This is a genomic window from Pseudomonas sp. GW821-FHT07G06, from assembly GCF_058986625.1.
Genome location: NZ_JBYSVW010000013.1, coordinates 116,647 through 128,595 on the forward strand (window position 1 = coordinate 116,647; position 11,949 = coordinate 128,595).

Consider the following 11,949-nt stretch of genomic DNA (forward strand, 5'->3'; position numbering starts at 1 on the left):
ACTTAGCCAATGAGGTTAGGTCATGACACGCACCCTTGAGCGATGTTTTGTCGAAAGTGTCCGGCCGGTTTTCGCCCGGGCGCTACTCATGCTGTTGCCGCGCCGGGAAAAACAGTTCGAAGCAGGTGATGCCGTCGGCACTGCTGACATGGCAGGCGCCGTTGTGCAGTTGCATGATCGTCGCCACGATCGACAGGCCCAGGCCATTGGACTGGGCCGAGCGCTCGCGGGATTCATCGACCCGATAGAAGCGTTCGAACAGCCGTGGCAGATGCTGCGCCGGGATGGTCTGGCCGTGGTTGCGCACCTGCACCTGGATGCCTTCGGCGGTCGGGTTGGCGTGAATGCACAGCTCGGAATGCGGCGCGCCATACTTGATGGCGTTGGCACACAGGTTGGCCAGGGCACGACGCAGCAACATGGGCTCGGCCCAGATCAAGCCGCTGCCGTGGGCATTGATGCTGATGCCTACGTCGGTCGCCGGGCCTTCGAAATAGTCGGCCATGCGTTGCATTTCGTCGGCGGCATCCAGTTCCTGGCGCTGGCGCAAGGCGCTGCGCGGATCGGTGCGGGCCAGGAACAGCATGTTGTCGAGCATGCGCGCCAGGCGTTCGAGCTCTTCGACATTGGAGGCCAGCAACTGCTGATAGGCGTCGGTGCTGCGGTTCTGCTGCAAGGCCACCTGGGTTTCGCCGAGCAGGTTGTTGATCGGCGTGCGCAGTTCGTGGGCCATGTCGGTCGATACCTGACCCAATTGCACAAAACCTTTGTCCAGGCGGTCGAGCATGGCGTTGAAGGCGTCGATCATCGGCAGCAGCTCCAGGGGTGCGCCCTGGCTGTCGAGCCGGTCGTTGAGGTTGCCGACGTCGATGCTCTGGGTGTGGCGGGCCAGGCGCCGCACCGGCAACAGGCCTCGATGCACCAGCACATAACCGGACAACGCCAGCAGAATCGCGGCCACGGTGGCGAACAGGTAGACGTTGAGCCGGTAATCGGCGAGCACGGCGGTGCGTTCGGTCATCAGGCGCCCGGTCACCACTTGCAGGCTGCCGAGGTCTCCGGAGTCGATGGTCGCCGCCAGGGCGGAAAACGGCACGCCGTTGACGTTGGGCAAATGCTGCACGTCGTCCAGGGTCAGTCGATGATCCATCGCCACCGGGGTCAGCACCGGCATTTTCAGGTTGCCCGGGTTGACCACCAGCAACGGTGGTTGCCCTGGAGTGCCAATGGTCAGCAGGGCCTCGCGGTTACCCATCATGTTCTGGAACAGCGCGGGTTTGGCCTTGATCAGGTCCAGGGTGTTGCTGTCATTGAGGAAGGTGCGCAACTGGTCGATGCGGGTGATCAGGGCAATGTCGTCGCGATGGATCAACTCGCGTTCCAGGTCGCGGTACAGCGCCACGCCAAGCAGCGCCAGCGAGACAAACGCCAGCAGGGCGAACACCAGCGCCAGGCGCAGCGTCAGGGAGTGGCTGAGACGGGAGGCGGATCGCAGCGGCGTCATGGCATTCATGGGGGCATTCAAGGTTGAGTGTCGAAGCGATAGCCGATGCCGCGCACGCTGTGGATCAGCTTGAGCTGGAACGGATCGTCGATTTTCAGGCGCAGGCGGCGCACCGCGACATCGACGACATTGGTGTCGCTGTCGAAATTCATGTCCCAGACCCGCGAGGCGATCATCGAGCGTGACAGCACTTCGCCCTGATGCGTGGCGAACAGGTGCAGCAGGGCAAATTCCTTGTTGGTCAGGGTGATGCGGTTGCCGGCACGGCTGACGCGACGCTTGAGCACGTCGATCTGCAGGTCGTCGACGTGCAGGTGTTCGTCTTCCCGGGTAGGGCCGCGGCGGGTCAGGGTGCGCAGGCGCGCCACCAGTTCGGCGAAGGAAAACGGTTTGATCAGGTAATCGTCGGCGCCCAGTTCGAGGCCTTTGATGCGGTCGGCGATGTCATCCCGGGCGGTGAGGAACAGCACCGGTGTGTCGGCTTCCTTGCGCAGGCGGCGCAGGACTTCCCAGCCATCCATCTTCGGCATCATGACGTCCAGCACGATCACGTCGAAGTCGTGCTCCAGGGCCAGGTGCAGGCCATCGACGCCGTCGCGCGCCAGGTTCACGGTGTATCCGAGTTCCTGCAGGCCGTTGAGCAGGTAATTGCCGGCCTTGGGTTCGTCTTCGACTACGAGGATGTTCATGGACAATCTGCCTGGTTCGGTCGGGCTACGGGGACGCATCAGTGGCGCAAGTGTAGCCCGATCGGCGGTGATGGCAGGCATCCGCTCAGTTCTCGCCAAGGCAGTTCACCCCCTGAACCTGATAGTCCAGTTGATGCTCGCGACCCTGGTGGTCGAGGTAGTTGAACTGCGCGGGCACGATGCCGCACTTGCCGTTGAGGTCGGTCATGGACAGGACCTTGGCCACTTCCACCGGGACATAGAAGCCGTCCTGATCGTGGATGATTGGCGAGGAGGGCTGGGTGGCGGCAAACGCCGAACCGGTGGCGAGCAGGGTGGCAAAACCTAGGATCAACAGTTTCATCACAAGTCTCTCTTTTCAGGGTTGAGGGGGCTGCCGGTGATTTGCCTGACAGTGAGTTCAGGCTAACGGTGTGATCCGGACAGCCGACCAACAACTCGATTACAAAGTTGTAATGAAACGCCCCTGCAACACCGCACCCCCCCCTGTGGGAGCGAGCTTGCTCGCGATGGACGTAAAGGCACCGCGTTTATACAGATGCCCCGTGTAATCGTTAACGACCATCGCGAGCAAGCTCGCTCCCACAGGGGGGCAGCAGCAACCCGCGGATCCATGGCCTAAGCTTGTTGGCAGGCCCATGTTCATCGAACACCTCGATGGGCAAGCGGCACCTATAAAAACAATGCAATCAGGAGATGCCCATGTCCGCTTTGATCCGTCGTTTCAGTCGCTGCATGGCCGCCGGTTTGACCGCTGCCGTGCTTGTCGCACCTGCCTTCGCGCTCGATACCGTGAAGTTCATGGCCCCGGGCTCGGTGGGCGGTGGTTATGACCAGACTGCCCGTGTGCTGGGCAAGGCCATGGTCGAGGCCAATACGGCCAAGTCCGTGACCTTCGAGAACAAGGGCGGGGCGGGCGGGACCCTGGGGCTGGCGCAATTTGCCAACAGCACCAAGGGCGATCCGAATGCGTTGCTGGTGGTCGGCGCGATCATGGTCGCGGGCATCGAGCAGAACAAGTCGCAGATCAGCCTGAAGGATGTGACGCCCATTGCCCGCTTGTTCACCGAGTACAACGTGATCGCCGTGCGCAAGGAATCGGAATACAAGACCCTTGATGACCTGATCAAGGCCTTCAAGGCCAACCCGACGAGCATCACCTGGGGCGGCGGTTCCAAGGGCTCGGTGGATCATATCGGCATTGCCGAGCTGGCGGGCAAGCTGGACGTGCCGGTCAACAAGGTGAACTACGTGGCATTTGGTGGCGGTGGCGAGGTGGTCGCCCAGGCGCTGGGCGGCCAGCTCAAGGTGATCACCGGCGGTTTCGCCGAGCTGGGCCAGTACATCAAGAACGGTCAGTTCCGTGTCCTGGCCATCGGCGCGCCGGAGCGTGTTCCCGGCATTGACGCGCCGACCCTCAAGGAGAGCGGCTATGACGTGACGATCGGCAACTGGCGCGGCGTCTACGGTGCGGCGGGCCTCACCCCGGAGCAGCGTAAAGAGGTGATCGACGCTGTCGTGGCCGCCACCAACAGCAAGGTCTGGCAGGACAATATCCAGACCAACGCCTGGACCCCCAGCGTGTTGACCGGCGATGAGTTCGGCAAATTCGTCGACGAAGAACACGTGCGGTTGCACGCCATGCTGGTCAAGGTCGGGCTGCTTTGAGATGGCCACACTGCGCGCAGTGGTGCCGACGCAATTGGCGGTCGGCCTCGGCCTGATCGCCATCAGCGTGGTGTTGGCGATGGGGGCCTACCGGTTTCCGCCGGAAATGGGTTTCGTCATCCTCCCGGCCTACGTTTACCCCTATGTCGTGGCGGGCTTTCTCGGCGGTGTGGGCCTGTTGCTGAGCTATCAGGCGCTCAGCGGCGGTTTTCGCGAGCTGGATAACGACGACACGGGCACGGTGCCCGGTGGAAAAACCGGCGCCGCCTGGGTGACCGCCGGGCTTGTCGGTGTGGCACTGCTGATCAATCTCATCGGTTTTGTGCTGGCCGCCGGGTTGTTGTTCGCCTGTTCGGCGCGGGGGTTCGGCAGCCGTCATCCGCTGCGGGACCTGGCCATCGGCATAGCCCTGACCCTGCCGATCTACTGGCTGTTCAACGCCGGGCTGGGGGTTTCCCTGCCGTCGCTGATCAACATCTGGCTTTGAAAGGAGATCGACACCGTGGACATTCTTTCAAGCCTGGCGATGGGTTTTGCCGCGGCACTGACGCCGATCAACCTGATGTGGGGTTTCATCGGCTGCCTGCTCGGCACCGCCATCGGCGTGTTGCCGGGGATCGGCCCGGCGCTGACGGTGGCCCTGCTGTTGCCGATCACCGCCAAGGTCGACCCCACCGGCGCGCTGATCATGTTCGCCGGTATCTACTACGGTGCGCAGTTCGGCGGTTCCACCACCTCGATCCTGCTCAACACCCCGGGTGAATCGTCCTCCATGGTCACGGCCCTGGAGGGCAACCTGATGGCGCGCAACGGCCGCGCCGGCCCTGCGCTGGCAACGGCGGCGATAGGCTCCTTCGTCGCCGGTACCATCGCCACGGTGTTGCTGACGCTGTTTGCGCCGGTTGTGGCCAGGCTGGCGCTGAATTTCGGCCCGACCGAATACTTCGCGATCCTGGTGCTGTCGTTCACCACCGTCTCGGCGGTGCTTGGCGCCTCGATGCTGCGCGGGTTTGCTTCGCTGGGCGTCGGGTTGACCATCGGTTTGATCGGCCTGGACTCGACCTCGGGCATTGCCCGCTACACCCTGGGCGTTCCCGAACTGGTGGACGGTATCGAGGTGGTGTTGGTGGCGGTCGGCTTGTTCGCCGTGGGTGAGGCCTTGTACAGCTTGCTTTATCAAAAGGAATCGAACGAAGGGCGGCATCGCCTGACCTCGTTGTGGATGACCCGTGCCGACTGGAAGCGTTCGGTGCCTGCGTGGTTTCGCGGCACGCTGATCGGCTTTCCGTTTGGTTCGATTCCGGCCGGTGGTGCGGAGATTCCGACCTTTTTGTCCTATTCCACCGAGCGCAAGCTCAGCAAGTACCCCAAGGAGTTTTCCGCCAACAAGGGCGAGGGTGCCATCGAAGGCGTCGCCGGTCCCGAAGCGGCCAACAACGCCAGCGCGACCGGATCCCTGGTGCCGTTGCTGACCCTGGGCATCCCGACGTCCGCGACCGCGGCGATCCTCCTGGCCGCGTTCCAGAACTACAACCTGCAACCGGGGCCGATGCTGTTCGAAACCTCCGCCGACCTGGTCTGGACGCTGGTGGCCTCGCTGTACATCGGCAACGTTATCCTGCTGGTGTTGAACCTGCCGCTGGTGGGGCTGTGGGTCAAACTGCTGCAGATCCCCCGGCCGTACCTGAATGCCGGCATCCTGGTGTTCGCCACCATCGGCGTGTATGGCATGCGCCACTCATCCTTCGACCTGCTGCTGATGTTGGCGATTGGCTGGGGTGGGGTGCTGATGCGGCGGTTCGACTTCCCCGTCGCCCCGGTGATCGTCGGTATGTTGTTGGGGCCGATGGCCGAGAAACAACTGCGCAACGCCTTGTCCATCGGCCAGGGCGACTGGACGGTGTTCGTCACGCAACCGATCTCGGCGTTCTTTCTCGCCCTGACGCTGCTGGTGCTGTTGGTGCCCTATGTGTTGCATAAACGCGGGATCAAGTTGCATGAGGATGATTGAATCCCCCTGTGGGAGCGGCGGTGTGTCAGCGAAATGAATGTCAACTGACCCGACGCCTTCGCGAGCAGGCTCGCTCCCACAGTAATTTCGGTTGTTCACGAATACTGCGTACACCCACTAACCCTGTGGGAGCGAGCCTGCTCCCACAGTAATTTCGGTCGATCACGAATACTGCGTACACCCACCAACCCTGTGGGAGCGGGCTTGCCCGCGAAGGCGGTATGTCAGTGAAATAATTGTCAACTGACCCGACGCCTTCGCGAGCAAGCCCGCTCCCACAGGGTCATGCAGTGGTTTGTGCGGTGAACCACTGCATGACCGGTGCGCACGCCGGATGGGAGGTCGCCGAGGGTTGCAGGCACAACGAGTAAATCCCCCGGGTCTTCAATGGCTCACCAAACGGAATCACCAGTTCGCCGCGCTGGATCGACTCGCCTGCCAGGGTCATGTCGGTCATCGCCACCCCCAGCCCCCGGGCGGCGGCATCGAGTGCCAGTTCGTCGAGGTTGAAGGGGATATGCCGATACTCCTGCAGCGCCTTGCCGCCATTGGCGGACAACCATAGCTGCCAGTCATGTTGATCGGAGGAGCGGTGCAGCAACGCGAACCCCGACAGATCCTCCAGCGAAGCCAATGGCCGGGTCGGGGTGCCCAGCCCAGGCGCACACACCGGCACCAGTGCTTCCTCGAACAGCGTCAGGCAATCGGGCGCCGTGGACGGTTCAGGCAGATAGAGAATGTAGGCGTCGCTGTCACTGGCAGGTTCCACGACTTCGGTGGCCACGGTTTCGATTGCCAGGGATACGTCCGGGTGATGCCGGTAGAAATCGTTCAGTTTGGGCAACAGCCAGCGCACCGCCAGTGACACGTGCATGCGAATGCGGAACGGGCGTTGTCTGGGCGCGAGCCGGTCTTCCAGCGACCTTAGTTGCTCAAGGATGGTGCGAGCGCTGGCCAGCACCTGGTCGCCTTCCGGGGTCAGTTGCAGGCTGCGGCTGCTGCGCACGAACAACGCGACACCGAAGTGGCTCTCCAGTTGCTGGATCTGTCGGCTCACGGCGCTTTGGGTCAGGCAGAGCTTTTGCGCCGCCTGGGTGAAGCTGCCTGACCCGGCGACCTCGACCAGGGCCTGCAAGCCCTGCAGCGAGGGCACGTGGCGTACTTTATCCATGCGTTTCCGGAATGCCTCGATGATTTAATAACGTTGGTTGTCCGCGTTATCAGCCTTTAGATTCTAGTCATAGACACCGTTCACGAAAACCATTTATGCGAATCCTGCATAAAGCGCTGATCGAGACGGTTCACAGAACAAGAACCTGAGGTGACGCATGGAAAATATCTGTGGCTGGATCGCGCAAGCGGGGAGTTCTCCGTTGCGCGAGCCGCTCAAAGGCACGCAGCACGCCGACTGGCTGGTGATCGGCGCCGGCATTACCGGCCTCAGTGCGGCGCACGCTCTGGCGCACATGCATCCCCAGGCACGCATTGTGGTTGTTGACCGCCAGCGGGCTGCGCAGGGGGCATCGGCGCGTAACTCCGGGTTTGTGGTGGCCCACGAACATCCCGCCGCCGGCGAGCTGTCGGGCAGCGCCGGGTTCGCCGGCTATCAAGTGGATACGGCGATCAGCCGCGCCGCCGCCGATGAAGTGCGCAAGCAGATCGCCCGGCTGGGCATCGAATGCGACTTCAGGGAATCGGGCTATTTCTTTGCCGTCAGCGATCCACGCAAGCTGACCCAGGTCGAGGCCAAGTTGCAGACCTTGCGGGCCGTTGGCGCCAGCGCGCAGTTCCTGCAAGGCGAGCAACTGATCGAGAAACTCGGCACCCGCCACTACCGTGCCGGAATCTGGTGCGGCAATGGCAATGCGCTGCTGCAACCGGCCAAGTACGTGAAGGGCCTGCTCGATGCCTTGCCTCCGACAGTGACGGTCTATGAGAACAGCGATATCGCAGGTCTTCAGCGCCTTGGCGACGGCCGGATTCGTGCCCGGGGTCAAAACGGCTGCGTTGAAGCCAGGCAGGTGCTGGTCTGCCTGAACGCCTTCATTCCTCGTTCAGGGATCGACGACAGCGGCACCTTCGCGATGGAACTCAGCGCCAGCCTCACGCGGCCGCTCAGCGATCAAGAGTTTCAAGCCCTGGGGGCGCCAGCGTCCTGGGGCGTGCTGTCGACCCGGCCGTTGGGCGCCACGGTGCGCCTGACGCCAGATCGCCGGGTGATGATCCGCAACACCGCGGAATACCGCTCCCGGGATTTGTCATTGAGCGAGCTGTCGGCCCGTCGCCAACACCACGTGCTGGGGTTGCAACGGCGTTTCCCGATGCTCGGCGAGCAGGACATCGAATACACCTGGACCGGTCATCTCAGCGCTTCGCGCTCCGGGCAACCGTACTTTGCGAAAGTCGAGGAGGGCGTGTTCGCCGTGGCCGGGTGCAACGGTTCGGGCGTAGCGCGGGGCACGTTGTGGGGACGCTTGCTCGCGGAGTGGGCCTCGGGCGCTGATTCACCGCTGCTGCAATCGGTGATCTCGCGGGCACAACCCGGCTGGCTACCGCCCAAGCCGCTGCTCGACATCGGTGCCATGCTGCGTATGCGCGTGGAAACGGTCCGGGCCAGAAGCGAAGTCTGAACAACACGAACTTCACAACAAGAACAACAGCACTTCCCATCGAAGGTGATTCAACATGCGCGTCAATACGCTTTCCCTTGTGGCCCTGATCTCGACCTTTTCCGCTGTCGCCTACGCCGACGAAACCGTCAATATCTCCAACTGGAACGGTTACATCGCCGACGACACCTTGCCCGACTTCACCAAGGCAACCGGGATCAAGGCGACCTACGACATCCACGACAGCAACGAAGTGCTGGAATCGAAACTGATGACTGGCAATACCGGGTATGACGTGGTCAGCCCGTCGAACCACTTCCTGTCGCGCCTGATCAAGGCCGGCGCGATCCAGAAACTCGACAGGAGCCAGTTGCCCAACTGGAAAAACCTCGACCCGGCGCTGATGAAGAAGCTTGAGGTCAACGACCCGGGCAACCAGTACGGCTTCCCTTACATGTGGGGCACGGCGGGCATCGGCTACAACGTCGAGAAGATCAAGGCAATCTTCGGCAATACCGACGTCACCCATTCCTGGAAGCTGTTCTTCGACGAGAACAACATCAAGAAGCTCAGCGAGTGCGGCGTGGCGATCATCGACAACCCGACGCAGATCCTGCCGATCACCCTCAACTACCTGGGGCTGCCGCCTCATAGCCACGAGCCGGCCGACTACAAGAAAGCCGAGCAGGCGCTGCTGAAGATCCGGCCATACGTCCAGTATTTCCATGCGTCCAAGTACATCAGCGACCTGGCCAACGGCAATGTCTGCGCGGTGATCGGTTTCAACGGCGACATCGTGCAGGCCGCCGCCAGCGCCAGGGAAGCCAGGAACGGGATCGACATCGCCTACTCGATCCCGGACGAAGGTTCCACCTTGTGGCTGGACATGGTGGTCATGCCCAAGAGCGCGCCACACGAGAAGAACGGCTACGCCTACATGAACTACCTGCTGGAGCCGAAGGTGATTGCCAACATCAGCAACAGCATCCACTACGCCAACCCCAACAGCGCGGCGGATGCCTTCGTCGACCCGGCGGTGAAGCAGGACCTGGCGATCTACCCGCCGAAAACCGTGATGGACAAGCTGTTCACCGTCGAGGACTTGCCCGCGGCCATCGCACGCCTCAGCACGCGGTTGTGGACCAAGCTGAAAACCAATACCTGATCGCGAGGTCGTGCGCATATCGTTCGCTTGAGCAAAATCACTGTGGGAGCGAGCTTGCTCGCGATAGCGTCAGGCCAGACGACATTGATGTTGAATGGACCACCGCGATCGCGAGCAAGCTCGCTCCCACAGGTTTCGGTTCGCTCCGACAGAATGTTTCAGGCAGGATTTACGCTAGATGGGTTCAGGCGTCGATGGCCGGGAAGTCGATGTCGGTCAGGATTGCGTTGTTCAGGTAGTTGGTGAGCGTCTGCGATGCCACATGGGCGATCACTTCGATGATCTTACCGTCGTCGATACCCGCGTTACGGGCAGCGGCGATCTGCTCGACGCTCAGGTGGCCACGGCTTTCGGTGACCTGGCGGGCGAGGGTGGCAATGGCGTTAAGCTCGCCATGTCGTGCGCTGAGGATCTCCTGCTTCGACAGCCCGGCCTTACCGGCGAACACCGAGTGAGCCGCCAGGCAGTAGTCGCAGCCGTTGACTTGCGAAGTGGCGAGGGACACCGCTTCCTTTTCCGTGGCGCTCAGGGACGTCTTGCCCAGTGCGGCCGAGTTTTGCAGGTATGAGGCCAGCACCGCCGGTGCGTGGGCCAGGACTTTGAAGACGTTGGGCAGAAAACCGATTTTCTTCTGCACGCCTTCCAGCAGCGGGCGGGTTGTGTCGGTGGCGTTTTCCAGGCTGATCGGGGCAATGCGGGTCAGGTTATACTCCGTGGTGTGAGGCGCGGAATGCGCTGGGTACGGAGCGCATGTTAGGGAGAAGGTCTGGTGTATTGGATGCAAATCGTCGAGGATATGCGACAGATCGTCCAGAACTGCCTTCGGGAGCCTTGTCATGGATCGCTTGTCCACGTTGCTCACCCATTTCGGCGTCAATGCCGGCACTTTCCATAGCGGTATGTTCTGCGGCACCGTCGCCTACGACGGCCAGCAGGCCAGCGGTCATTTACACCTGCTTCAGGCCGGCGAGTTGTTGCTCAAAATGGGCGACCAGCCGGACCTGCAACTGACCGAGCCGAGCCTGATCTTTTTCCCCCGGCCCTATCGACATCGTCTGTTTGCGTCTGAAGCATCCGGCACGCAACTGGTGTGTGCGACCCTGGATTTCGACGGCGGTGCGGGCAATGCCCTGGCGGCGGCGCTGCCGGATTACCTGGTGCTCAAGCTCGATGAAATCCCGACCCTGGCCGGGACCCTGGAATGGCTGTTCAACGAGGCGTTCGACGGTACGTGCGGGCGTGAAGCGGTGATGGATCGCCTGTTCGAGCTGCTGGTGATTCTGTTGCTGCGGCACATCCTGAGCACCACGGGCCAGCAACCGGGCATGATGGCGGGCCTTGCCGATGCGCGCCTGGCGCGGCCCCTGAGCCTGATGCATCAAAGCCCGGCCAAGGCCTGGAGCGTGGCCGAACTCTCGGTCGCCGCCAACATGTCGCGGGCCAGTTTCGCCGAACACTTTCGCCGGGTGGTCGGGCAGACGCCGGTGGATTACCTGGTGAGCTGGCGCATCAGCCTGGCACAGAAGCGCCTGCGCGAGGGCCGGCCGATAGCGCTGATCGCCGAGGAAGTGGGTTATGAGAGCCCCTCGGCGCTGGCCCGGGCGTTCCGGCGCAAGACCGGGCTGAGCCCGCGGGAGTGGAAGGGCAGCTGACCACCGCAAATCCCCTGTGGGAGCGAGCCCGCTCGCGATGGCGGAGTGTCAGTTGACATCATGGGTGTCTGACACACCGCTTTCGCGAGCAGGCTCGCTCCCACAGGTCCCGCGGTGCAGCTGCTTACGCGAATATCAGAACTTGAACGCCTGCCGTCCCACCAACAGCCATTTACCGTCCTGCTTTTGCCAGATCTGGAAGTTTTCGATTTCAGTGGGCACCACTTCGGTGCCTTTGAGTGCTTGTGCCGAGAAATGGTGGCGGACCAGCGCGACATCGCCGGAAACGGTGATGGTCTGGTTTTGCATCTCTAGGGTCTTGAACGCGCTTTTGCCGGTTTCGATGTCGGCGATGAAGGCCTGCTTGTCCTGGATCTTGCCGCTGGAATGCCCGTAGGTCAGGTTCTCGGCGGTCAAGGCTTTCAGCTCCGGGATGTCCTTGTGCAGCATGGCCTGGGTCAGGTGGTCGACCGCTTGGGCCACGTCCTTGTCCGAGGCGGCCGGGGTGGCGGCGACGTAGCCGGTGAACAGGCACAGAAAACCAATCAGCACTTTTGCTTTTTTCATGGGTGTTTCCTTGTTGTTGTAGGGATGACGCGATGAATGGATGAGCATTCATCAGTCATCGTACAACTTATCATGTGCTGGAGG

At 62.1% G+C, this 11,949-nt stretch carries 12 protein-coding genes; 6 read left to right on the top strand and 6 right to left on the bottom strand.

Translation table 11 applies throughout. From position 1 onward, the window contains the following. Positions 1-82: 82 nt before the first annotated feature. From AC3WJW_RS21640 to AC3WJW_RS21650, 3 genes are all read right to left on the bottom strand, one after another. Positions 83-1,513, bottom strand: coding sequence for a heavy metal sensor histidine kinase (locus AC3WJW_RS21640; protein ID WP_493727315.1), 1,431 nt, complete (start codon positions 1,511-1,513; stop codon positions 83-85). A gap of 8 nt (positions 1,514-1,521) precedes the next feature. Then, a complete protein-coding gene (locus AC3WJW_RS21645; RefSeq protein ID WP_007979096.1) occupies positions 1,522-2,193 on the bottom strand; it encodes a heavy metal response regulator transcription factor in 672 nt (223 codons plus the stop codon). A gap of 85 nt (positions 2,194-2,278) precedes the next feature. Beyond that, the gene (locus AC3WJW_RS21650; RefSeq protein WP_493727316.1) at positions 2,279-2,536 is read right to left on the bottom strand and encodes a DUF2790 domain-containing protein; all 258 of its coding nucleotides are present in this window, start codon (positions 2,534-2,536) and stop codon (positions 2,279-2,281) included. Between the two features lie 359 nt (positions 2,537-2,895). Here AC3WJW_RS21650 and AC3WJW_RS21655 point away from each other — a divergent pair, with 359 nt between their 5' ends. The 3 genes from AC3WJW_RS21655 to AC3WJW_RS21665 are packed head-to-tail and all read left to right on the top strand — an operon-like array spanning position 2,896 to position 5,872. Next, complete coding sequence (locus tag AC3WJW_RS21655) at positions 2,896-3,861, top strand: Bug family tripartite tricarboxylate transporter substrate binding protein (RefSeq protein ID WP_493727317.1); 966 nt, start codon at positions 2,896-2,898, stop codon at positions 3,859-3,861. A 1-nt stretch (position 3,862) separates the two neighbouring features. Continuing rightward, positions 3,863-4,348, top strand: a complete 486-nt coding sequence (locus AC3WJW_RS21660; protein ID WP_493727318.1) for a tripartite tricarboxylate transporter TctB family protein — start codon at positions 3,863-3,865, stop codon at positions 4,346-4,348. Between the two features lie 15 nt (positions 4,349-4,363). Then, the gene (locus AC3WJW_RS21665) at positions 4,364-5,872 is read left to right on the top strand and encodes a tripartite tricarboxylate transporter permease (protein ID WP_493727319.1); all 1,509 of its coding nucleotides are present in this window, start codon (positions 4,364-4,366) and stop codon (positions 5,870-5,872) included. Between the two features lie 283 nt (positions 5,873-6,155). Here AC3WJW_RS21665 and AC3WJW_RS21670 read toward each other — a convergent pair whose 3' ends face one another. Then, positions 6,156-7,043, bottom strand: a complete 888-nt coding sequence (locus tag AC3WJW_RS21670) for a LysR substrate-binding domain-containing protein (protein ID WP_493727320.1) — start codon at positions 7,041-7,043, stop codon at positions 6,156-6,158. A gap of 157 nt (positions 7,044-7,200) precedes the next feature. On the opposite strand from AC3WJW_RS21670, the gene AC3WJW_RS21675 reads away from it, so the two are divergent. Further along, positions 7,201-8,502 carry an NAD(P)/FAD-dependent oxidoreductase gene (locus tag AC3WJW_RS21675; RefSeq protein ID WP_493727321.1) on the top strand — a complete coding sequence of 434 codons (1,302 nt, stop codon included), beginning with the start codon at positions 7,201-7,203 and terminating at the stop codon, positions 8,500-8,502. Positions 8,503-8,557: 55 nt separating this feature from the next. Then, the gene (locus tag AC3WJW_RS21680) at positions 8,558-9,646 is read left to right on the top strand and encodes a polyamine ABC transporter substrate-binding protein (RefSeq protein ID WP_493727322.1); all 1,089 of its coding nucleotides are present in this window, start codon (positions 8,558-8,560) and stop codon (positions 9,644-9,646) included. A 184-nt stretch (positions 9,647-9,830) separates the two neighbouring features. Here AC3WJW_RS21680 and AC3WJW_RS21685 read toward each other — a convergent pair whose 3' ends face one another. Further along, a complete protein-coding gene (locus tag AC3WJW_RS21685; protein WP_493727403.1) occupies positions 9,831-10,349 on the bottom strand; it encodes a carboxymuconolactone decarboxylase family protein in 519 nt (172 codons plus the stop codon). Between the two features lie 133 nt (positions 10,350-10,482). Here AC3WJW_RS21685 and AC3WJW_RS21690 point away from each other — a divergent pair, with 133 nt between their 5' ends. Then, positions 10,483-11,298: an AraC family transcriptional regulator gene (locus tag AC3WJW_RS21690; RefSeq protein ID WP_217837951.1), complete on the top strand. Its 816-nt coding sequence runs from the start codon at positions 10,483-10,485 to the stop codon at positions 11,296-11,298. Positions 11,299-11,433: 135 nt separating this feature from the next. Here AC3WJW_RS21690 and AC3WJW_RS21695 read toward each other — a convergent pair whose 3' ends face one another. Beyond that, complete coding sequence (locus AC3WJW_RS21695) at positions 11,434-11,865, bottom strand: nuclear transport factor 2 family protein (RefSeq protein ID WP_102699839.1); 432 nt, start codon at positions 11,863-11,865, stop codon at positions 11,434-11,436. Positions 11,866-11,949: the final 84 nt, after the last annotated feature.

Coding starts and splice junctions, on each gene's coding strand:
- AC3WJW_RS21640 (WP_493727315.1), bottom strand. CDS start 1,513: ATGAATGCCATGACGCCGCTGCGATCCGCCTCCCGTCTCAGCCACTCC.
- AC3WJW_RS21645 (WP_007979096.1), bottom strand. CDS start 2,193: ATGAACATCCTCGTAGTCGAAGACGAACCCAAGGCCGGCAATTACCTG.
- AC3WJW_RS21650 (WP_493727316.1), bottom strand. CDS start 2,536: ATGAAACTGTTGATCCTAGGTTTTGCCACCCTGCTCGCCACCGGTTCG.
- AC3WJW_RS21655 (WP_493727317.1), top strand. CDS start 2,896: ATGTCCGCTTTGATCCGTCGTTTCAGTCGCTGCATGGCCGCCGGTTTG.
- AC3WJW_RS21660 (WP_493727318.1), top strand. CDS start 3,863: ATGGCCACACTGCGCGCAGTGGTGCCGACGCAATTGGCGGTCGGCCTC.
- AC3WJW_RS21670 (WP_493727320.1), bottom strand. CDS start 7,043: ATGGATAAAGTACGCCACGTGCCCTCGCTGCAGGGCTTGCAGGCCCTG.
- AC3WJW_RS21675 (WP_493727321.1), top strand. CDS start 7,201: ATGGAAAATATCTGTGGCTGGATCGCGCAAGCGGGGAGTTCTCCGTTG.
- AC3WJW_RS21680 (WP_493727322.1), top strand. CDS start 8,558: ATGCGCGTCAATACGCTTTCCCTTGTGGCCCTGATCTCGACCTTTTCC.
- AC3WJW_RS21690 (WP_217837951.1), top strand. CDS start 10,483: ATGGATCGCTTGTCCACGTTGCTCACCCATTTCGGCGTCAATGCCGGC.
- AC3WJW_RS21695 (WP_102699839.1), bottom strand. CDS start 11,865: ATGAAAAAAGCAAAAGTGCTGATTGGTTTTCTGTGCCTGTTCACCGGC.